This window comes from Curtobacterium sp. MCBD17_023, assembly GCF_003224415.1.
Taxonomy (GTDB): domain Bacteria; phylum Actinomycetota; class Actinomycetes; order Actinomycetales; family Microbacteriaceae; genus Curtobacterium.
This window is the reverse complement of the sequence record NZ_QKLJ01000002.1, coordinates 291,517-312,522: the sequence shown is the minus strand read 5'-3', so window position 1 is coordinate 312,522 and position 21,006 is coordinate 291,517. Positions and strand designations below refer to the sequence as shown.

General features: G+C 73.0%; 22 protein-coding genes. 11 read left to right on the top strand and 11 right to left on the bottom strand.

Annotation, left to right across the window (positions count from 1 at the left end; genetic code table 11):
- Window positions 1-8: 8 nt before the first annotated feature.
- The 4 genes from DEI84_RS04035 to aztB are packed head-to-tail and all read right to left on the bottom strand — an operon-like array spanning window position 9 to window position 4,226.
- Window positions 9-1,220, bottom strand: a complete 1,212-nt coding sequence (locus DEI84_RS04035) for a hypothetical protein (protein WP_110889769.1) — start codon at window positions 1,218-1,220, stop codon at window positions 9-11.
- 26 nt (window positions 1,221-1,246) lie between these two features.
- Window positions 1,247-2,170 carry a metal ABC transporter substrate-binding protein gene (locus DEI84_RS04030; RefSeq protein ID WP_181420343.1) on the bottom strand — a complete coding sequence of 308 codons (924 nt, stop codon included), beginning with the start codon at window positions 2,168-2,170 and terminating at the stop codon, window positions 1,247-1,249.
- Window positions 2,167-3,387 carry an ABC transporter gene (locus DEI84_RS04025; RefSeq protein ID WP_110889768.1) on the bottom strand — a complete coding sequence of 407 codons (1,221 nt, stop codon included), beginning with the start codon at window positions 3,385-3,387 and terminating at the stop codon, window positions 2,167-2,169. The genes DEI84_RS04030 and DEI84_RS04025 overlap by 4 nt, the downstream gene beginning before the upstream one ends.
- A complete protein-coding gene (gene aztB, locus DEI84_RS04020) occupies window positions 3,312-4,226 on the bottom strand; it encodes a zinc ABC transporter permease AztB (protein ID WP_110889767.1) in 915 nt (304 codons plus the stop codon). The genes DEI84_RS04025 and aztB overlap by 76 nt, the downstream gene beginning before the upstream one ends.
- Before the next feature lie 50 nt (window positions 4,227-4,276).
- Between aztB and DEI84_RS04015 the strand changes: the two genes are divergently transcribed.
- Complete coding sequence (locus DEI84_RS04015; protein ID WP_258371691.1) at window positions 4,277-4,906, top strand: metal ABC transporter ATP-binding protein; 630 nt, start codon at window positions 4,277-4,279, stop codon at window positions 4,904-4,906.
- Between the two features lie 63 nt (window positions 4,907-4,969).
- Here DEI84_RS04015 and DEI84_RS04010 read toward each other — a convergent pair whose 3' ends face one another.
- The 3 genes from DEI84_RS04010 to DEI84_RS04000 form a co-directional block, all read right to left on the bottom strand.
- On the bottom strand, window positions 4,970-6,559 hold the full coding sequence (locus DEI84_RS04010) for a Na+/H+ antiporter (protein WP_110889765.1): 1,590 nt from the start codon (window positions 6,557-6,559) through the stop codon (window positions 4,970-4,972).
- Window positions 6,560-6,741: 182 nt separating this feature from the next.
- Complete coding sequence (locus DEI84_RS04005) at window positions 6,742-6,960, bottom strand: hypothetical protein (RefSeq protein WP_110889764.1); 219 nt, start codon at window positions 6,958-6,960, stop codon at window positions 6,742-6,744.
- 125 nt (window positions 6,961-7,085) lie between these two features.
- A complete protein-coding gene (locus DEI84_RS04000) occupies window positions 7,086-7,787 on the bottom strand; it encodes an SDR family oxidoreductase (protein WP_110889763.1) in 702 nt (233 codons plus the stop codon).
- 93 nt (window positions 7,788-7,880) lie between these two features.
- On the opposite strand from DEI84_RS04000, the gene DEI84_RS03995 reads away from it, so the two are divergent.
- Window positions 7,881-8,282 carry a MerR family transcriptional regulator gene (locus DEI84_RS03995; protein ID WP_110889762.1) on the top strand — a complete coding sequence of 134 codons (402 nt, stop codon included), beginning with the start codon at window positions 7,881-7,883 and terminating at the stop codon, window positions 8,280-8,282.
- Between the two features lie 73 nt (window positions 8,283-8,355).
- On the opposite strand, the gene DEI84_RS03990 is transcribed toward DEI84_RS03995, so the two are convergent.
- Entirely contained in the window at window positions 8,356-8,616 is a 261-nt protein-coding gene (locus tag DEI84_RS03990) for a type II toxin-antitoxin system PemK/MazF family toxin (protein ID WP_110889761.1), read from the bottom strand.
- A 135-nt stretch (window positions 8,617-8,751) separates the two neighbouring features.
- Between DEI84_RS03990 and DEI84_RS03985 the strand changes: the two genes are divergently transcribed.
- From DEI84_RS03985 to DEI84_RS03955, 7 genes are all read left to right on the top strand, one after another.
- Window positions 8,752-10,323, top strand: a complete 1,572-nt coding sequence (locus DEI84_RS03985; protein WP_110889760.1) for a peptide chain release factor 3 — start codon at window positions 8,752-8,754, stop codon at window positions 10,321-10,323.
- 117 nt (window positions 10,324-10,440) lie between these two features.
- Window positions 10,441-10,989: an alternate-type signal peptide domain-containing protein gene (locus DEI84_RS03980; protein ID WP_110889759.1), complete on the top strand. Its 549-nt coding sequence runs from the start codon at window positions 10,441-10,443 to the stop codon at window positions 10,987-10,989.
- A gap of 64 nt (window positions 10,990-11,053) precedes the next feature.
- Entirely contained in the window at window positions 11,054-11,941 is an 888-nt protein-coding gene (locus DEI84_RS03975; protein ID WP_181420342.1) for an SMP-30/gluconolactonase/LRE family protein, read from the top strand.
- Window positions 11,942-12,067: 126 nt separating this feature from the next.
- On the top strand, window positions 12,068-12,304 hold the full coding sequence (locus tag DEI84_RS03970; RefSeq protein WP_110911277.1) for a hypothetical protein: 237 nt from the start codon (window positions 12,068-12,070) through the stop codon (window positions 12,302-12,304).
- 70 nt (window positions 12,305-12,374) lie between these two features.
- Window positions 12,375-13,184: a glycosyltransferase family A protein gene (locus tag DEI84_RS03965; RefSeq protein WP_110889756.1), complete on the top strand. Its 810-nt coding sequence runs from the start codon at window positions 12,375-12,377 to the stop codon at window positions 13,182-13,184.
- Window positions 13,181-14,374: a cytochrome P450 gene (locus DEI84_RS03960; RefSeq protein ID WP_110889755.1), complete on the top strand. Its 1,194-nt coding sequence runs from the start codon at window positions 13,181-13,183 to the stop codon at window positions 14,372-14,374. Before DEI84_RS03965 ends, DEI84_RS03960 begins: the two co-directional genes overlap by 4 nt.
- On the top strand, window positions 14,371-15,276 hold the full coding sequence (locus tag DEI84_RS03955; RefSeq protein ID WP_181420341.1) for an NAD(P)-dependent oxidoreductase: 906 nt from the start codon (window positions 14,371-14,373) through the stop codon (window positions 15,274-15,276). The genes DEI84_RS03960 and DEI84_RS03955 overlap by 4 nt, the downstream gene beginning before the upstream one ends.
- 58 nt (window positions 15,277-15,334) lie before the next feature.
- On the opposite strand, the gene DEI84_RS03950 is transcribed toward DEI84_RS03955, so the two are convergent.
- From DEI84_RS03950 to DEI84_RS03940, 3 genes are all read right to left on the bottom strand, one after another.
- A complete protein-coding gene (locus tag DEI84_RS03950) occupies window positions 15,335-15,991 on the bottom strand; it encodes a hypothetical protein (protein ID WP_181420340.1) in 657 nt (218 codons plus the stop codon).
- Between the two features lie 130 nt (window positions 15,992-16,121).
- On the bottom strand, window positions 16,122-17,102 hold the full coding sequence (locus DEI84_RS03945) for an alpha/beta hydrolase (protein ID WP_110889752.1): 981 nt from the start codon (window positions 17,100-17,102) through the stop codon (window positions 16,122-16,124).
- Window positions 17,095-18,669 carry an MFS transporter gene (locus DEI84_RS03940; protein ID WP_258371690.1) on the bottom strand — a complete coding sequence of 525 codons (1,575 nt, stop codon included), beginning with the start codon at window positions 18,667-18,669 and terminating at the stop codon, window positions 17,095-17,097. Before DEI84_RS03940 ends, DEI84_RS03945 begins: the two co-directional genes overlap by 8 nt.
- Window positions 18,670-18,967: 298 nt before the next feature.
- Between DEI84_RS03940 and DEI84_RS03935 the strand changes: the two genes are divergently transcribed.
- Both DEI84_RS03935 and DEI84_RS03930 read left to right on the top strand, forming a co-directional pair.
- The gene (locus DEI84_RS03935) at window positions 18,968-19,837 is read left to right on the top strand and encodes a helix-turn-helix transcriptional regulator (protein WP_110889751.1); all 870 of its coding nucleotides are present in this window, start codon (window positions 18,968-18,970) and stop codon (window positions 19,835-19,837) included.
- Between the two features lie 148 nt (window positions 19,838-19,985).
- Window positions 19,986-21,005 carry a zinc-dependent alcohol dehydrogenase family protein gene (locus tag DEI84_RS03930; protein WP_181420339.1) on the top strand — a complete coding sequence of 340 codons (1,020 nt, stop codon included), beginning with the start codon at window positions 19,986-19,988 and terminating at the stop codon, window positions 21,003-21,005.
- The last annotated feature ends 1 nt before the right edge of the window (window position 21,006 follow it).

Here is a 21,006-nt window from a genome sequence, read left to right as displayed (position 1 = left end):
CGGACCGGTCAGACGACCGCGATCTCGTTCGGGACGCCCGGCAGGCGGTCGCTGGTGGCGATGACGTCACCGCTGGTGAGGTCGACCGCCGTGACGGTGCGCTCGGCCGGGTCGGTGACGTACGCGACGTCGTCGAGGACCTTCAGCGCCGGGTGGGCGTCCTGCCACTCGGCGGGGCCCTCCCACTCGTCGATGACGGGGAAGCTGTCGAGCTCCTCGCCGGTCTCCTCGTCGAACACGTGCAGGGCGCCGTCGCTGCCGAGCGCCACCGCGGAGTCCTCCGGCCCGCGAGCCAGGTCACGGAAGGTGAAGCCGACGCCGTCCGGCATGTCGGCGACACGGTAGTCGCCCGTCGCGGCGTCGATCAGGGCGATCTGGTCGAGGAGGTAGCCCTCGGAGTCGGGGTCGTCGTTGAAGTCGCCGACCGCGATGCTCGACGACTCGGTCGTGAACAGGTTCCCGCTGCGGCCGTACTCGGTCGGGGCGTCGACCTTCTCGAACACGCCGTCCCGGTACACGAGCGCGCCGTCGGAGCACCCGAAGACGGCGACCTCGTCGGCCACCGTGCCCTCGCCGTGCACGTCGGGGCACTCCTCGGAGCGGGCGGTCTCCTGACCGTCGGCGTCGAGGGCACGGACGCCGGAGCGCGACTCCTCGGTGCCGATGGTGGTGAGGAGGGTGCCGTCCTCGAGCTCGATCGCGACGCCGTGGTGTGCGGCCTCCGACTCGGTCGTGTCGACCTCCGGCAGTCCGCCGCCCTCGACGGCGCTCGCCAGGTCGGCGGTGTCGAACGTCGTGACGTCGCCGGAACCGTCCGCGAAGAGCGCGGTGCGGTCGCCGTGGACGACGACGTGCCCACCGGTGTCGGCGGGGAACGTGACGTCGGTCAGGGCGGAGTCCGCGCTGGTGCCGGCCGCGGTGTCGAGCACGCGGAAGCCGTCGGGGACGGTCACCATCACGTGGCGGTCGTCGCCGGCCGGGTTGACGCGGGTGAAGCCGTCGACGGTGTGGTCACCGACGACCTGCAGGTCGCGGTCGAGGACGAGCAGGCCGCCGTCGTAGGTGAGGGCGATGCGGTGGCCGGTGTCGGCGCCCGCTGCGTCCGGACCGGGCGACGCGCTGTCGCTGGCGGCGGGGGTCCCGGAGCCGGCGCACCCGGTCAGGAGGAGGGCGGACGCGCCGAGCAGCACGGCCGGGGCGAGGAGGGTCTTCTTCGTCATGACCAACACTGTATTGATTCTCATTCTCATCCGCCAACCGACAGGCCGTCGACGATGGCGTCGGTGTTCGAGCGCATCATCTCCAGGTACGACGCCGCGCCCTCACCCTCGGCGGTGAGGGACTCGGTGGCGAGGGACCGGATCGCGACGTGCACGTCCACCTCGTCCGCGAGCACCTCGGCGAGACGGGCGGGCTGGGACGCGTCGACGAAGATCGTCGGCACGTCGGCGTCCTCGATCGCCGCGGCGAGGTCGCGGAGATCCGCGGCGCTCGGCGAGGCGAGGCTGGTGCCGCTCGGGATCACGGCCCCGACCACGCGGAAGCCGAACCGGTCGGCGAGGTACCCGAACACGTGGTGGTTCGTCACGAGGGCACGGCGGTCCTCCGGCAGCGCGGCGAACGCGGCGGTCATGTCCCCGTCGAGCGCCTCGAGGTCGTCCCGGTAGCCCTCGAGTGCCCTGTCGAGCGCGCCGTCGTCCAGCCCGGGGACCTCGTGGAGCTCCTCGCCGAGCGCGTCCACGACGGCGGTCATGCGGGCCGGGTCGGTCCAGAAGTGCGGATCGGGGCCGCTGGCGTCCTCGCTCGTCCACTCGAGCACGTCGACCGCCTCCCCCGCGGTGAACACCCGGACCCCGTCGGACGCGGCTGCCGCGACGTGGCGTGCGACGCCCTCCTCGAGCCCGAGGCCGTTCTCCACGACCAGGTCCGCGGTCCGCAGCCGGGCGGCCTCCTGCGCCGAGACCTCGAACGAGTGCGGGTCGGCACCGCGTGGCATGAGCACCATGACGTCGGCACTGTCCCCGACCACACGCTCGACGACGTCGCCGAGGATGTTCGTCGTGACCGCGACGAGTGGTCGGTCGTCACGCACCGCCGCGGAGCACCCGGTCGTGCCGAGCGCAACGACCGCGACGGCCGCCACGACCGCGAGCCGCCGGACGCCGGTCACCGGCCGACCTCGGCGAGCACGTCGGGCCGGACCGGCACGTCGATGGAGCGGGCAACCCGGGCGTCGTCGGCGAAGTCCACCTCGTGCACGACGGACTCCTCCGGGTCGGAGAGGTAGGCGCGCTGCGCGTCGAGCTGCAGGGTCGCACCGGCAGCGGACGACACGAGGGGCTCGGTCGTCACGGGAGCGGAGTCCCCCTCGGACCACACGAGGACCCGTCCGTCGGCATCGAGCGCGACGACGTGCTGGTCGGTGTCGTCGACCGCGACGACTTGGCGCAGGGGGCGGTCGGTCGGGACGTGCTGCCAGGAGCGCTCCCGGGTGTCGAGCAACCAGTAGCCGGCGTCCCCGGCGAGGGCGGCCACGGTCGGCCGACCGGTGCGGTTGGCGAAGTCGGTCGCGCGCGGCAGCGTCGACCCGGCAGGGACGCCGACCGTCTCGACGACCGGGTCGCCGCCGTCCGGGTCCTCGGTGACGAGCACCGCGCCGTCCGCGCACCCGACGACCGCGCCGACACGGGTGACGATGCCGCCGGCCGGGTCGACGCAGGCGGCGTCGACGCCGGTCGGCTCCCCCTCGGCGTCGAGCACCCGGACGCGGTCCCCGGCGGCGTCACCGGAGACGAGGAGCGCCCCGAGCGGCAGGAGCACGCCGGCGTCGTCGACCGTCGCGGTCTCCCGCACCTCGCCCTGGCCGAGGGCGTCGCGGTCGAGGGCGACCGCCCGGCCGGATGCCGACCAGGCGAGGGTCGTGGTCGACTCCGAGGAGGCGATCGCGACCGGCCCTGCGCCGTCGACGCTGCCGACGACCCGGGCAGCGGCGTCGTAGTAGTGCGTGTGGTCGCCGTGGTCGACGGTCCAGGCGCCGCCGTCGACGATCGTCGTCCGCTCCCCGTCGCTCGTGGCGAGGAACCGGCCGTCCGTCGCCGCGTGCTCGGGCGCCGGGACGTCGTCGAGCGACTCGGTCTCGGCGGCGAGCAGGTCGTGGACGGCGACGCTCCCGTCGGCGTCGGCGAGCAGCAGCCGGAGCTGGGGCTCGGACGCCTCGGACGCGCCCTCGACGAACCCGTGCGGCTTCGCCGAGGCGGACGACGGTCCACCGGAGGCGCCGGGCGGGTCGGCGTCCGGCGCGGAGCAGGAGGTCAGGAGGAGCGCGGCAGCGATACCGAGCGCTGCCGGGACGGCGACCGGGGCTGGTCGGGTGCGGAGGTGGTGCATGGTTCCTTCCGGGGACGGTGGACGAGGAGACGGGTCGCACGGCGGAGACCGTGCGAGACGACGACGGCGACGATCGCGACGAGGGCGATGCTCGCGCCGGCGGCGGTGCCGGCGTGCCAGGAGACGAGGAGGCCGATCGCGACCGCGGCCACCCCGAGCACCGCGCCGAGCGCCATGGTCGGGCCGGTGCCGCGGGTCCACGCACGGGCGGCCGCGGCGGGGGCCAGGAGCAGCCCGACGACGAGCAGCGTCCCGACGGCCCGGTAGGAGGCGACGACGGCGAGGGTCACGAGCGCCACGAGGACGACCTCGGCCAGGCGCGGCCGCAAGCCGAGCGTCGCGGCCTTGCGCGGGTCGAACGCCGCGGCCGTGAAGGGTCGGTGGAACACCGCGGCGACGGCGAGGGCGGCACCGGCTGCGACCGCGAGCGTGCCGAGGTCGGCGGTGGTGACCGCGAGCACGTCGCCGAACAGGATCGCGGTGACGTCGGTGGCGAAGGACCGGGACCCGGAGACGATGATGACCCCGAGCGCGAGCATGCCGACGAAGAGCAGACCGATCGCCGTGTCGTACGACAGGCCGCCACGGCGACGGAGCGCCTGCACGCCGACGACCATCACGCTGGCACTCACGGCGGCGCCGAGCACGGCCGGGACGCCGGTCAGGGTGGCGACCGCGACGCCGGGCAGCATGCCGTGCGCGAGCGCCTCGCCGAGGAACGCCATCCCCCGGACGAGCACCCAGGTCCCGACGACGGCACAGAGCACCGCGGCCGTGGCTCCGGCGACGAGGGCACGGAGCATGAAGTCGACGGAGAACGGGTCGGTCAGCCAGGTCACGGGCAACCACGCTACATGGGAATGATTCTCCTTACTGCTAATCTGCTCAGGTGTCGCCCCGATCCGTCCAACTCCGTTCCGTGACCGTCCGACGAGGTGAGCGGGCGGTCCTGCACCGAGCCGACGCGGTCTTCGAGCCCGGTGCCGTGACGGTCGTCGCCGGCGCGAACGGCTCCGGCAAGTCCACCCTGCTCGAGACGGTCGCCGGGGTCTCCCGCGCGGCCGAGGGCACGGTCAGCGGCGTGTCGCCGCGCTCGGTCGCGCACGTCGCGCAGTCGGTGTCGACCCCGGGCCCGCCGCTCACCGTGCGTGCCGCCGTGGCGATGGGCCGGTGGGCATCCGTGCCGTGGTGGCGCCCCCTGCGGCCCCGCGACCGCGCGGTCGTCGACGAGCAACTGGCGCGCCTCGACCTCGTCGGGCTGGCCGACCGCCCGCTCGACACACTGTCCGGTGGGCAGCGCCAGCGCGCACTCGTCGCGATGGGACTCGCGCAGCAGGCCGCGGTGCTGCTCGTCGACGAACCGACCGCCGGCGTCGACGCGCGCTCGCTCCGGCTGGTCCTCGACGCCCTCGCCGCCGAAGCCGGCCGGGGTGCGGTCGTCGTGCACGCGGCCCACGACCCCGAGGCGCTCGCCGCAGCCGACCGGGTGCTCACCCTCGAGCGCGGCACCCTCACCTGACGCGAGCGACCGCGCAGTCACCGGACCGTCCGCGTGGCCGGTCGGTCGCGCTGGTCGAGCCGGTCAGCCGCGCTGGTCCAGGCGGAGCAGCCGGGTCTCCTCGGCGTCGTACTCGGCACGGACCTGTCGGAGCACGAGGTCGTCGATCTCCCCCTCGTCCCGTAGCCGCAGCACCGTGGCCGCCTTGAGTCGCACGAGCGCCAGTTCGAGCTCCACCGCCGTCCCGCGCTGCTGCAGCAACGGGTGGTCGTCGTCGTCGCTCTCCTCGGCCTTCACGAGCGCGAGGTGGCCCTCGTAGTCTTCGCGGATCCTGTCGACGATCTCGGCGTCGGCGCCGACGCGGCGCGCCAGCTTCGGCAGGGCGTCGAGCGCCGCCTCGATCGCGACGCGCTCCGCGGACCGACGCTCCTCGACCACCTCGTTGCTGCCGTCGAACGCCGCCCAGCGGACGACCGCCGGCAGCACGAGCGACTGGCCGACGATCGTCACCACGACGACGCCGGCGGTGACGAAGACGATGAGGTCCCGGTCCGGGAACGCGCCGCCGCTCTCCACCATCCGGGGGACGGCGACCGCAGCCGCGAGCGAGACCGCGCCGCGGAACCCGGTCAGCCCGCTCACCAACCGGTCGCGGTGTCCTTCGCGGGGCGAGCCTCCCGTCCGGAGGGTCACGAGCCGCACCGTGCCCCAGGTGAGGTTGAGGAACGCGAAGCGGAGCACGACGACGGCCACCGACACGGCGCCGATCAGCCCGAGGCCGACCGCGATCTCCCCGCCCGTCAGGGCCCGGACCGAGATCGTCGCCTCGATGCCGACGAGCACGAAGAGCGCGCCGTTGAGCAGGAACGTGGCGAACGACCAGAACGACCGCACCTGCTGCCGGGTCTCCGCCCGGTCGAGCTTCGGAGCGACCTGGCTGACGACCAGGCCCGCCACGACGACCGCCAGCACACCGGAGGCGTGCACCGCCTCGGCGACCAGGAACGCGGCGAACGGCACGAGCAGCGTCAGCAGGTTCTCGAGCACGACCGCGTGCACCCGACGGAGGACGAGCATCCCGAGCCACGAGGTCAGCAGCCCCGCGGCGATCCCGCCGACGTAGGACAGCAGCAGCATCCCGGACACGTTCCAGAAGGTGAGCTCCTGCTCCCCCGCCGTCACCGCGACCGCGATGCCGTAGATCACCAGCGTGGTGCCGTCGTTGACGAGCGACTCGGCCCGGAGGACCGTCGTGTTGCGCCGCGGCAGGGACCGCGTGAGCGCACCGACGGCGGTCGCATCGGTCGGGGCGACCGCGGCACCGAGCACCCAGGCCGGACCCCACGGCATGCCGAGCAGGTGCAGGAGCGTCGCGACCCCGCCGGCCGTCAGCACGACGAGGAGGGTCCCCATCAGGACGATGCCGCGCAGGTTCGCACGGATCTCCCGGAGCGAGATCGTCAGGCTCTCCCAGTACAGCAGTGCCGGCAGGAACAGCAGCAGCACGGCGTCCGCGGGCAGCTCGACCTCGCGGAACACCGGGATGAACGCGATCCCCGCACCGAAGGCGAGCAGCAGGACCGGGGGCGCGACACGCAGCCGGTTCGAGACGGCGGTGGCGACGGCGATCGCGACCACGAGCACGACGACGAGTTCGGGTGCGATGAGTTCCATGAGGAGCACAGCTTGCCAGGGCGGTGGTGTGCGCGCTCACGCCTGGTCCGCGCAGCGAACCGCGCCCCAGAGCAGCGGCGCGGAGCAACGGCGCGGAGCAGCGGCGCGGAGCAACGGCACGGAGCAGCGGCGCGGAGCAACGGCACGGAGCAGCGGCGCGGCCACAGCGCGTCCGGAGCGGCTCAGCGCCCCCGCTCAGCCCGCTTCGTGAGGACCAGGAACGTCACGTGGCCGAGCAGGGCGATCCCGAAGAACACGAGCGCGACCGCGTAGACCCGGTCGAGCGTCCCGTCGCCGGTCAGGAGCAGCACGATGCACCCGACCACCGCAGCGGTGAGGACCCCGACCTGCACCATCGACCACGTCGTCCGCCAGCGCGGCTGCTGTCCCTGTCCGTCCACGTCCCCATCCTCCCGCATCGACGGACGGGAGGCGCTGGAAACGTCGTGCGCCGGGCCTCCCGTCCGCCTCGGGCCACGTCCGGCCCGGGCCGCGTCCGGCCCCGGGCGGTGCCGCCCGCGGCCGGTCAGCCGAGCTGGTCGGTCAGCGCCGTCGGGTCGGCCGCGAGGGACGCCTTGACCATGCGGCTCCAGTCGTCGACGAGGACCTCGGCCGCGCCGGCCTGCACACCGTCCAGTGACGCGCGGGCGACGTCGGCCGGATCGGTCATGGGGCCGTCGTAGCCGGCCATCATGTCGGTGTCCGCGGCGCCGAGGTGGAGGCCCTGCACCGTCACGCCGCGACTCGCGAGCTCCAGGCGGACGGCGTTCGTCATGTTCCACTCGGCGGCCTTCGCGACGGAGTAGCCGCCGGCGCCGGGGGCGGCGAACCAGGACAGCGCCGACAGGACGTTGACGATCGCACCGCCGCCGTTCCGCTCGATCACGGGGGCGAACGCCCGCACCACCTCGAGGGTGCCCCACAGGTGCGTGTCCACCGCGCGGCGGGCGTCGGCGAGGTCGTCGGTGAGGAGCGATCCGGAGGAGGAGATGCCCGCGTTGTTCACCAGCAGCGTGACGTCGGGCGCTGCGACTGCTGCCGCCGCGACCGACGCGGGGTCGGTGATGTCGAGGGGCAGGACCGTCACGCCGGGGACGTCGACGAGTTCGGGACGGCGTGCGGTCGCGTAGACCTTCGTGGCGCCGCGCTCCAGGAGCTGCTCGACGAAGCGGCGTCCGATGCCGCGGTTCGAGCCGGTGACGAGCGCGACCGATCCGGTGATGTCCATGGTGTCCTTCCGCCGGACGGGTCCATCCCGCTCCGGCTCGGTTACGGTAGGACCTCACATCAGTGTCAGGGGCAAACCCGGGACGGAGACGACATGCGCATCGGGGACCTCGCTGCCGAGACCGGGGTGAGCGTCCGCTCGCTCCGCTACTACGAGGAGCAGGGGATGCTCGCCGCCACCCGCACCCCGAGCGGGCAGCGGACCTACGGCTCGGACGCCGTCGACCGGGTCCGGCTGGTCCAGCAGCTGTTCGCCGCCGGGTTGCCGAGCCGGACCATCGTCCGACTGCTGCCGTGCGTCGACGCCGGGCAGGCCACGCCCGAGAGCTTCGCCCTGCTCGTGCAGGAGCGCGACCGGATCACGGCCCAGCTCGCCGAGCTGACGGCGGCGCGGGACCGGCTCGACGAGGTCATCGACATCAGCGAGCACCCGACACCCGAGCACTGCCCGGCGCTCCGGATGGAGCCGTCGACGGTCGGCGCGGCGGCGGCCTGACGGGCGTTCCGCTGCCGGTGGGCAGTCCGCCGCCGGGCCGGTGGTCCGGCTCGACCGGTGACGGCGTGCTGCTTCAGATCCCGGTGACGAGCCGGACCCCTGCACCGACCTCGCGGAGCAGGTAGGTCGGCAGACGGCCCGCCGGGTACGGGTCGAGGTACTCGCGGCTCACCGGACCGATCTGGGACACGACCGCCACCGAGTCCTTCTCCGACCCGGACGTCTCACGTGGGACGAACACGTTGCCGGGGAACGCCTCCAGGGCGGTGTCCGACGTGAGCGGCACCACGAGGACGGTCGCGATGTCGCTCGCCAGGAGCCAGTCCTGCTGCAACCGGTCATACCGGCGCCCGTCCGGACTGCTGCCCCGTCGTTCGTCTGGTGTCGGGTGCAGTCGGTATCGTCGTCGGGTGCAGATGCCGGAACGCCCAGAGGACACCGTCGGACGACGCCACGGCCGGGTCTCGGCATGACGGCGGAGGCCACGGTCATCGAGCGGGAAGCGGAGCGCCGCCGCACGGTCGCCGTCATCGCCCACCCGGACGCCGGCAAGTCGACCCTGACCGAGTCGCTGACCCTCGCCGCTGACGCCATCGACGAAGCCGGTGCGGTCAAGGGGAAGGCGACCCGCCGAGCGACCGTCTCCGACTGGATGGAGATCGAGCGCAGTCGCGGGATCTCCATCAGCTCCGCCGTCGTGCAGCTCGACGCGGGCGGCACGCTCATCAACGTCGTCGACACCCCCGGTCACGCCGACTTCTCCGAGGACACCTACCGCGCACTGGCCGCCGTCGACTGTGCCGTCATGCTCATCGACGCCGCCAAGGGCATGGAAGCGCAGACGATCCGCCTGTTCGAGGTCTGCCGCACGCGGGACATCCCCGTCATCGCGGTCGTCAACAAGTGGGACCGGCCCGGACGCGAGGCGCTCGACCTGCTCGACGAACTCGAGGAGCGCACCGGTCGGACCCCGACGCCCGTGACCTGGCCCGTCGGCGAGGCCGGGCACCTGCAGGGCCTCGTCGACACCGCGACGGGGACGCTGACGACCTTCGAGTCGAGCGGCGGCGGGCATCTGCCGGTCACGACCGAGCGGTCGGCGGACGAGGCGGCCGAGCTGCTCGGTGCCGCCTGGCGGACCGCCGTCGAGGAGGTCGAGCTCACCCGCGAGGTCCGCGGCCTGCCCGACCAGGGCGACTTCCACGACCGGATGAGCATGCCGGTGTTCTTCGGCGTCGCCACCAAGCACGTCGGCACCGTCGACCTGCTCCGCTTCCTCCGCGACGCCGCACCCGCCGCCCTGCCCCGCCGAACCGCGGACGGTGCCGCCCGGCCGGTCACCGAGCCGTTCGCCGCGCAGGTGTTCAAGGTGCAGGCGAACATGGACCCGGCCCACCACGACCAGGTCGCCTTCGTCCGGATCTGCTCCGGGCGGTTCGACCGCGGCATGATGCTGACGCACGCCCAGTCCGGTCGGCGGTTCAACACGAAGCACGCGCTGAGTGTGTTCGGACGCGAGCGCGACACCGTCGACCTCGCCTGGCCCGGCGACGTCGTCGGCCTGGTCAACGCGACGATGCTGCACCCCGGGGACACGCTCTTCAGCGAGGAACCGGTCGAGTTCGAGCCGCTCCCCCGCTTCGCACCCGAGATGTTCGCGACGGTCGCCCCTACCGACCCGAGCACGGCGAAGAAGTTCCGGAAGGGCATGCAGCAGCTCGCCGGGGAGGGCGTGGTCCAGCTGCTGCACTCCGAGCGCCGGACCGCGCAGGCGCCGATGGTCGGTGTCATCGGGTCCCTGCAGCTCGAGGTCCTCACCTCACGCCTGATGGCCGAGTTCGGCACCGCCGTCCGGGTCGAGCCACTGCCGTGGACGATGGTCCGCACCGTCACGGACGCGGACTTCGCGATCCTCGAGAAGCGGCGCGACCTCGAGATCGTCACCACCGACCGCGACCGGTACGGGCTGTTCCGCGACCAGTGGCACCTCAACTCGGTGATGCGCGAGCTGTCGGGTCTGGAGCTGCCGGCTCCCGTCTGACCAGCGGTGCGCGTGCCCCTCGATCTGGGGCCGCACGAAGCGGAGGGCGTCCCGTGTCCGCACTTCTGGGGACCGGTACGGTCGGGGCATCCACCGACCCGACCCGAACGGGCTCCCATGCACAAGATCGTCACCGGTGTCGTCGCCAGCGCCAGCGGCCTCACTCTCCTCCTCGGCGGCGCGGGCACCTTCGCGCTCTGGAACGCCGAGGCCTCCACCCGTCCGGCGACGGTCTCCTCCGGCACGCTCGCGCTGTCCGCGAACCCGGACGGCGTGTGGACGGACATCACGAACGGTCGGTCGGACGTGGTCGACATCACGACGGTGCGGATGGTCCCCGGCAACGCGTACCAGTTCCACCAGACGCTGGACGTGACGGCGACCGGCGACGACCTGACGGCGGACCTGACCTGGGTGCCGCAGAGCATCACGGGCGACGCGGAACTCATCGCCGCGTCGACGCAGTCCCTGTCGCTCGCCTCCACCAGCTCGAGCCTCGCGCCCGCGGGCCGCACCTCGTGGACCGTGACACCGACGCACGGTACCTCGGTCCTCGACGTCACCTTCACGATCGGGCTCTCGTCGGAGGTCACGACGGGCAAGGGGCAGTCCATCGACCTCAGTGGCATCGCGTTCACGCTCACCCAGAAGCCGATCGGACCCTGAGCCCGGTCGTCCGGCACACGTCCTCCCCGTGCGCGGACGCCGGGCCGGGTGGCAGGCTGGGGGTGTGCACACCACCCTGCAGTCCGCGACCGACGTCGTCACCGGTATCCGCTTCCCCGAGGGGAACCGCTGGTACCGCGGGCGGCTCTGGTACTCCGACATGCACACGGGCGAGGTCTTCTCGATCGACCCCGGCACGGAGGACGGGCCGCGTCTGGAGACCACCGTGGACGGCCAGTCGTCCGGGCTCGGGTGGTTGCCCGACGGACGGCTCGTCGTCAGCGCGATGGAGTCCCGCACGGTCGTGGCGGTGGACGCCGTGGGGGCGACGAGCGTCTTCGCGGACTTGTCCGCCACCGAGCCGTCGCTCCTGAACGACCTGGTCGTCGACCCGGAGAGCGGCCGCACGTACATCGGCGCGTTCGGGTACGACCTGTACGGCGGCGAGGAGCTGCGCCCCGGCCCGCTGTACGTGATCGACCGGGACGGCTCCTCCCGGCTCGCCGCGGACGGACTGGTGTTCCCGAACAGTGCGAACGTGCTGCCCGGGACGCGGACCTTGGTGGTCAGCGAGACCTGGGGCGGCCGTCTGACCGCGTTCGACATCGAGCCGGACGGCAGCCTGACCGGACGACGCGAGTGGGCGGCGCTGCCGGACGGGGTCACACCGGACGGGAGCACGGTGGACAGCGAGGGGGCGATCTGGGTCTGCTCGGTCGACACGGGCGAGTTCCTGCGCGTCGTCGAGGGCGGCGAGGTCACGGACCGCATCGACGCTCCCGGCCTCTGCGCGATCGACTGCGCGCTCGGCGGACCCGACGGCCGGACGCTGTACCTCGCCACCGCGGACAGCTACGACCCGGCCACCACCGCGCAGACACGCGCGGGTCGGATCAGTGCCGTGCAGGTCGCCGTCCCCGGGCCCGTGACCGGCGCGCCGGACGGCGCCTGACCGGCAGTCCCCGGGACGGCAGTCCCCCGGGACGATCCGACACACTCCCAGGAGACCGTACCCGGCAGCGGTCCCCGGGCCGCTAGGTTGTCCGTACCGGACATCGTCCGGGAAGGGGGGAACACCGTGATCGTCGTCCTGACACTCACCGCCGTGGCCGTGCTCGTCGTGTCCGCACTCGTCGTCCTCGAGCTGCAGGACCGCCGCCGACGGAGAGTCCTCGGCCACCTGGGACGTCCGGACCGGGCCGTCGGGGACCGCGCGGTCGCCGACATGGACGCAGCACGGTCGACCGCCGAGGGCATCTCGAGGGCAGCGCACCCCGGGACCTCCGGTGCCGCAGGGATGTCCTCCGTCGCCTGACGAGCCGTCCGCGCACGACCCCGCCTCGGCGGCACCACGCGCACGAGTTCCGTCAGTCCGGAGAGCGACCATGTCCCGTCCCGTCCCGTCCGACACACCCGAGACGAGCGTCGGCATCCGTCTCGGTGTCATCGTCCCCGCCTGGAACGAGGCGCGCCTCGTCCCCGGTCTGCTCGACGCGCTCCGCGACCAGGTCGACCCGGACTTCACCGTCGTCGTCTGCGACAACGGGTCGACCGACGGCACGGAGCGGATCGTCGCCGACCACGTCCGTCGGCACGACCTGTCCTGGCAGGTCGTCGTCGAGCGGCAGAAGGGCACCGGTGCCGCATCGGACACCGCCGCCCGCGCCGCGATCGCCGCCGGGTGCACGCACCTCGTCCGGACGGATGCGGACTGCCTCCCGGCCCCGGACTGGACCGCCACCGTCAAGCGTCTGTTCGCCGAGACGGACCACCTGTTCTTCGGCGGCCTGACGCTGCCACGGCGCGACGACCTCCCGGTCGGGCCGCTCCGCTACCGGTTCCTGTGCGTCGTCAACGAGGTCGCGATCTGGTGTGGGCGCCTCCTGCCGGAGAACCGCGGCAGGCAGTACCAGGGCCCCTACGTGATGGTCGCCGGGAACAACCTCGCCATCACCAGCGAGCTGTACGAGCGCGTCGGCGGGTTCCCGCGGACCGCCATCGAGGACACGCACGAGGACCGTGACCTCACCAACGCCGTCCGGCGGGTGACGGACCGGTACGGCCTGCACCGCGAGATGGTCGTCACGATGTCCGTCCGCCGGATCGCCGTGTGGGGCATCGTCCGGTCGCTCGCCTGGTACGCCGGCCACCGGTACCGCCCGCGGTCCACGAGCACGGTGGACGTCCGACCGTGACCGGCATCGACGCGCGTGCCGCGCGACGAGCCACGCGGGAGGACCGCCGCGTCGTCCTGCACGCCCACCGTGCCGGCTACCTGGCGCTCCGCGGGATCACCCGGCTCGGCCGGGTCGTGCGGGTCCCCGGTCTCGGGGTCGTCGTGAGCGACGCGGCGCGGATGCGACAGATCCTCCTCGACCCGGTCACTTACTCGAAGGTCGGGCCGGGAGGCTCGGACCGGCTCTGGACGCCCATCATCGGTCCGAGGGGCCTGCTCAACATGGACGGGGAGGAGCACGCGCACCTGCGCCGGAAGCTCACCCCCCTGTTCTCCCAGCGGTTCCTCCGCAGCATCGTCGACGAGGTGCTCACCCCGGAGATGGACCGGTTCGAGGACGCGGTGGGCCGACGCGAGGACGTCGACGTCGTGGCCGTCATCGAACGCGCGGCCGCGCTCATCATCTGTCGCTTGACCGGGTACCCGGAGGACGACGCCGCGGCGCAGCTCGCCCGGGCCCGGGAGATCCTCGGCTTCGTCACCCTGACGACGAAGGAGTTCTCGGACGCGCAACTCGCGGTGGTCCACGAGAAGCTCGCCGTCCTCAACGCGAGCACCCGCGCCGCCTACCGAGCGGCCGCTCCCGGGACGGTCCCCGCGCTCATGCGAGCCGAGGGGATCACCGAGGAGGACACCGTGTCGGTCGTCACCGCGATGATCGTGGCCGGGACCGAGACGATCGTCAGCTTCGTCCCGCGCTTCACGAACCTGGTCATCGAGTCCGGCCACCTCGACCACCTGGCCCGACACCCCGAGGACGTCCCCGCGGCCGTCGCGGAGGCGATGCGCGTCACCGTGCCCTCACCCGTCATGATCCGCAGCGTGCTCCGCGACCACCGCGTCGACGGCGTCCGTGTCCGTGCCGGGGAGCGGATCATCCTCGCGAACATCTTCGCCTGTGCCCGGGCCGGCGACTTCGACCCCTCCCGCCCCGTGCCGAAGGAGATGCGGCAGCTGTGGTTCGGCGCCGGAGCGCACTTCTGCATCGGGATGCCGCTCGCCACGCTCGAGGCGGAGGTGTTCGCGGCGGCGCTCGCCCGTGCGGCCGCGGCGGCCGGTCCGGTCCGGGTCCGGTCGCGGGTGCGGAAGCAGCGCACGATGGCCGCCTCCTACAGCCGGCTCGTCGTCCGTGCGGAGCGCACGACGTGACGAGCACCGTCGCCGTCACCGGCGGGAGCGGGTTCGTCGGGGGCCGGGTCATCTCGGCCCTGAAGCGGGAGGGGCACCACGTCGTCGACCTCGGGCGCCGTCCCGGTCGGGGCGGCGCCGACGAGCACGCCCACGTCGACCTCGCCGCCGGTCGCGCCCGGGTGCCGCGGCTCGGGGACGTGCCGCTCGTCCACTGCGCAGCGGAGGTCCGGGACGGGTTCGACCGGGGCATGTTCGACCGGAACTCCCGGATCATGGAATCCGCGCTCGCCCTCACGACGGGCAGGGTCGTCCACGTCAGCTCGTCCTCGGTGTACGACCTCGCTCGCCCGTCCGTCCGCGCCCAGCCGGCCGAGGCGACGGGCCGCTACCGCTGGTTCGGCACCTACGGTGAGTCGAAGTTCGCGAACGAAGGGCAGCTCGTGGCGGCCCGCCGCGCGTCGGCGGTCATCCTCCGCCCACACGCCGTCTACGGCTCCGGCGACACCACGCTGCTCCCCCGCGTGCTGCGTGCGTCGCGGTACGGGGTGCTGCCGCTCCCGCTCGGCGGACGCGCGCCCCACGCGCTCACCTGGGTCGACAACCTCGCCGCCGCCGTCCTCGCCGCACTCCGTGCCGACGTCGACGGCACGCACGCGGTGAACGTGACGGACGACGACCCGGTCCCCATCGGGGACGCGTTCCGGGCCGTCGTCGGCCGGCCGCTGCGGGTCGTGCACGTGCCGATGCGCACCGCTCGGCACGTCGCCGCGGTCGCCCGGGGCCGGTCGGGCATCTCCCCGTACTCGGTCCGGCAGCTCGGTCTCGAGCGCACCTACGACGTGGGCGGGACGGAGGAACTCCTCGGGTGGGCGCCCGAGCCCGGGACCCTCGCACGGCTCGCGGCCCTGCGTCCGAGCTGAGCAGGTCCGGGCGGGCCACGTCGTGCTGACCGGCCCGGTCGAGCGCACGACGATCAGGTCAGGTCAGGTCGACCTGCGCGTGCACGAGGACGTCGTGCAGGTCCGGGCGGAGCGCCTCCTGCGAGGACGTCCGCACCTTCACGATGAGCGCCGCTCCGGGCTTCGCGAACGCGCGCGCCACCGTCGCGGACCACGACCCGTCGCTGCCCTGCCCCGCGATCGACAGGAACTGAGCCGTGCCACCGGTCATCGTCGGCAGGAGCTGTTCCTCGAGCTGCTCGGCCGGCAGGCCCGCCGCGGTGAACATCTGCACCGTGGCCGCCCGGTCGCCCATGGCCGGGTCGAGGTCGGTGATGCGCTGCTGCGTGATCGTGGCGACCGAACCGTCCGCGTTCGTGTACTCCCGCGACCCGGCGGTCGGGTCCTCGCCGGTCTGCTCCCACCCGTCGAGTCCCGAGACCTCGAGGCTGAACGCGGGCAGGGTGCTGGCGGAGAGGCCGGCGCCGTCCTCGAAGGTCAGGTCGGTGGGCGGTGCCGCCTCCGCCGTCGGTGTGCGCGTCGGCGACACCGGTGTCGGTGTCGTCGACGCCGGAGTCGTCGGGGCGGACCGCTCGGCACGCGGCGCTGTGCCCCCGTTCCCGGCACAGCCGGACAGTGCGACGGCGACGAGCACGGCGGCCGCTGCTGCGGTGGTGATCCTGGACGTGACGGACATGTGGTTCCCCCTTGCCTCCCGCCGTGCGCCCCGTGCACCGGCGGATCCACCACCGAGCCTACGGGTCCCGGGCGGAGACGGCCCGGGACCGTCCTCCCCCCGACGAGGGGGCGCGCCCGCCCGGGTCCCGTCAGGCGGTGGTCCCCAGGAGGCGTCCGGTCCACTCCCGCAGGGCACGGACGGATCGCTGCGACAGGACCGCCTCCGGCACCATGCTCGTCGACCCGTGGAACGCTCCCGGCCACACGTGCAACTCCGCCGGTACGCCCGCCGCCCAGAGTGCGCTCGCGTAGGCCACGGTCTCGTCCCGGAACACCTCGGCGCTGCCGCAGTCGACGTACGCCGGCGGCAGCCCGGCGAGGTCGGTCGCGCGGCCGGGGGCGGCGGAGACGGACACGTCGTCGCCACCGCGTCGGTCGCCGAGGTACGCGTCCCAGCCGAACCCGGTCATCTCCCGGTCGGCGACACCCACGCCGTCGAACTGTCGTGCCGACACGGTGGCGTCCCGGTCGTCGAGCATCGGACTGACGAGCACCTGCCCGATCACGCCCGGCCCCTGCCGGTCACGAGCGAGGATCGCGGTGCCGGCGGCGAGCCCGGCGCCGGCGCTCTGTCCGACGAGGACGATGCGCTCCGCGTCGATGCCGAGGTCGTCGGCGTGCTCGGCGGTCCAGACGAGGCCGGCGTAGCAGTCCTCGACCGGGTAGGGGTCGGGGTGCTCGGGAGCGAGACGGTAGTCGGGGCTGACGAGGACGACGTCGTGCACGAGCAGCCATTCGTCGTAGGAGTCGAGGTTGCCGAGGTGGTGGCCGAACACCATGCCGCCGCCGTGGATCGCGTAGGCGCACGCGGCTGGTCCGGTCCGGCCGATCCGTTGGACGACGGCGAGGGCGATCGGGTCGCCGAGGTGTCCGGGGACCGTGATGCTGCGCCGTTCGAGGCCGCGGGCGCGCAGTCCTTCGTCGAGCTGCGCCTCCGTCATGTCGAGCTGTCGCATCTGCGGGAGCATCGCGGTGGTGAGGTGGAACCGCCCGCGTTCGTCCATTCCCGTCAGGAACGGGACGAACTCGGGGTCGAACGGCGGGCGGGGCAGGGCGGTGGTCTCAGGCACGGGTGATCTCCTCGGTGTGGGTGGTCGAACGGGTCGGGGCGGTCTGGGCGGTCGGGGCGGTCCGGCTGGACGGGGTGGTCTGGGCGGACGGGGCGGTCTGGGCGGACGGGGCGGTGCCGTCGTCCGGAGTGTCCACGCCGCCGGCGTCCTCCGGTCGGTCGCCGATCCGTGTCCGGAGCATCCCGACGACGACGAGCAGGGCGGCGACGGCGGCGAGCCCGAGCCCTGCGACGGCGAGGCCGTCCTGGAACGCGCCCGAGCGGACGGCCGTCCACCCGGACGTGGTGATGCTCCCGGTGACGAAGGCGGCGACGACGGTCCCCGCCACGGCGACCGCGGCGCCCCCGGCGAGTTCACTCGAGGTGTCGACGAACGCGGCACCGACCGAGGTGCGGTCCGCAGGCAGACCCGAGAGCACCGAAGCGCCGGCGACGACGCCGACGACCCGCATACCGGCGGCGACGAGCACGAGCGCGATGAGCACCCACACGTAGCCGAGGCGGCTCAGGGCGCCGAAGACGGCGAGGCCCGACACGACCGCGGCTGCGCTCGTCCACGCAGCCCGGCCGAGGCCGACCCGGTGGACGATCGGCCCGACGAACCTGCCGCCGGCCAGCAGGACGACGACCTGCGGCAGGGTCCCCAGCGCAGCCAGTGCCGGCGGCCACCCCCAGGCGAACTGCAGCTGCAGCGTCACGAGGTACGACAACCCGGCCACGGCGAGTCCTGACGCGGCCTTGAACGCGAGACCGCTGGACACCAGCGGTCGGGCGAGCAGGTGCAGGTCGATCAGCGGGTGCGGCGCCGTCCGTTCGCGGACGACGAAGCCCGCCGCTGCCACCGCGGCCAGGGCGAGGGTGGTCCACCCCCACGGGGAGGTGCTCCCCGGGTGGACGAGGAGGGTGGGCGTCACGAGCGCTGCCGTCACGGTGGCGGTACCCAGCAGCCCGCCGATGACGTCGACCGGGTCGCGCCGGAGGGCTGACGCTTCGTCACGGGCGACCCCGAGTCGGATGCCGACGAGGGCGAGCAGCGCGATCGGCACGTCGGCCAGCAGCAGCACCTGCCACGGGGCGACGGCGAGGACGAACCCGCCCACCGTCGGGCCGACGGCCAGTCCGACGAGCCCCGCGGTCGAGATGACGGTGAGCGCCCGCACGCGGAGCCCCTCGTCGTCGAAGAGCCGGAACGCCAACGCCATCGACCCGGGGGTGGTCATCGCCGCGGCGATGCCCATCACGACCCGCACGGCGATGAGCTGCCCGGTCGTCGTGACCGCTGCGGTGGCGAAGCTCGCCACCGCGAGCAGGACGAGGCCGGACAGCATCACCCGGCGACGGCCGACACGGTCGGCCACGGCGCCGAAGAGCAGCATGAGCCCGCCGAACGCCACCGAGTAGGCGCCCGACACCCACTGCAAGCCCGTCGTCGACGACCCCAGGTCGCGGCCGATGCTCGGCAGGGCGACGTTGAGCACGGAGTTGTCGAGCATCTCGAACAGGAACACCGACGAGAGACCCGCCAGGGCAACCCAGGCATCGGAGAGACGAGAGGGGCTGAGCGACACGGGGCACACTCCTTCGCGAGAAGAAGTGGCGACTCGTTCGATGCCGCGTGCTGGTGCGCCACACAGAGCAGCGCCTTTTACCTCAGTGATCGTGACCGTACACCGACGGAACGTCGGAGCGCCAGCCGGAGATGATCCACGTTGCCGCCCGCGACGAGTGCAGCGCAGAGCGCCGGGTCTGGTGGCGGATGGACGGCGGCGTGCCCTGCGATGGCACTGGCATGGTCCCGTACAGGGGCCGCGACGTGTACCGGCAGGGTGTGCCTGCCCGGTTGCCGATCGCCTATCGTGCTTCGACATGGACGACCACGCTGACGCTGCACAGTTCCTCTCCTCGCGCCGGGCCCGCATCAGCCCGGAGCAGGCCGGCATCCAGGTGTCCGGTGTGCGTCGCGTCCAGGGTCTCCGACGCGGTGAGGTCGCGACCATCGCCGGGGTCAGCCCTGAGTACTACGCCAAACTCGAGCGCGGTGCACTCGCCGGCGTCTCCGCGTCGGTGCTCGACGCCCTGGCTCGTGCGTTGCAGTTGGACGACGCCGAGCGTGCGCACCTGTTCCACCTCGCTCAGGCCGCCGACGGCACCGCCGCCGCCATGCGGCCTCGGCGGCGTCCCGCGAAGCAGTGGAAGCCACGCCCGGCGCTGCAGTGGGTGCTCGACAGCATCACGGCCCCGGCCATCATCCGGAACGGTCGCATGGACTTGCTCGCAGCGAACCACTTGGGTCAGGCCATGCACGCCGCCCTCTACGACGCCTACCCGGGGGAGACGCCGAACTTCGTCCGCTACACCTTCCTGCACGACGACAGCCATGGCTTCTATCCGAACTGGGACGTCGCCGCGGACACCGCCGTCGCGATCCTGCGGACGGAGGCCGGTCGCGACCCGCACGACAAGGCGTTGCAGGACCTCGTCGGGGAGCTCTCCACGCGGAGTGCCGATTTCCGGCAGCGGTGGGGCCGCCAAGACGTACGCCTCCACGGCGCGGGCAGCAAGCTGTTCCACCACACCGTCGTCGGGGACCTCGACCTCGCGTACGAGAGCGTCGACATGCTCTCCGATCCCGGCCTGTCGATGACCATCTACGCAGCCGAACCCGGGTCCCCGACCGCGCACGCCCTCGAGCTGCTCGCGTCGTGGACCGCGGCCTCGGCGACGCGCACCGATTGATCCTTCCCGTCCCCGATCCGTCCTCGGCGGTGTGGGGTCCTCTGTCCGTACGCCCCACACCAGGAACTCCCTCTTCCGCGCAGCCACCGCTTGAGTGGAGGACATGGCACCCCGCCCGGTGCCGTGTCCCCGAACAAGGAGCAGTCCCATGCGTGGAGTGGTCATGAACGCGCCCGGCGACGTCACCGTCGAAGAGCGTGAAGACCCGACGATCATCGAGCCCACCGACGCCGTCATCCGGCTGGCAGCGACGTGCATCTGTGGTTCCGACCTGTGGCCGTACCGAGGCGCTGAGCCAGTGGACCACGCGCCGATGGGCCACGAATACGTCGGCGTGGTCGAGGAGATCGGTGCCGACGTCACGACCGTGCAGCCCGGCGACTTCGTCGTCGGGTCGTTCTGGGCCTCCGACAACACGTGCGAGATCTGTCAGGCCGGGTACCAGTCCTTCTGCACGCACCGGGTCCTGATGCGTACGATCGGCACGCAGTCCACGAAGGCACGCATCCCGCTCGCCGACGGCACCCTGGTGAAGACGCCCGGGCTGCCCGACGCTGACCTGATCCCGTCGCTGATGGCTGCGTCGGACGTGCTCGGCACCGGTTGGTTCGCCGCCGTCGCGGCGGGGGCCGGCCCCGGCAAGACCGTCGCGGTCGTCGGCGACGGCGCGGTCGGACTCTGCGCGGTGATCGCGGCGAAGCAGCTGGGCGCTGACCGGATCATCGTCTCCAGCCGCCACGCGCACCGGCAGGCGCTGGCCCGCGACTTCGGCGCCACCGACGTGCTCGAGGAGCGCGGCGACGACTTCATCGCCATGGTGAAGGAACTGACCGACGGACTCGGCGCGCACAGCACGGTCGAAGCCGTCGGCACGCAGGGCGCCATGGACCAGGCCATCGGCGCCACCCGCCCCGGTGGGCACCTCGGCTTCGTCGGCGTCTCCCACGACCTGACCATCACGGGCGACACCTTGTTCGGGTGCGGTGTGAACATCCACGGTGGCCCCGCGCCGGTGCGCCGCTTCCTGCCTGAGCTGATCCAGCTCATCTGGGACCGGGAGATCGATCCGGGCAAGGTCTTCGACCTCACCCTCCCGCTCGACCAGGCCGCCGAGGGCTACAAGGCCATGGACGAGCGTCGCGCCACGAAGGTGCTCCTCACCCTCTGAC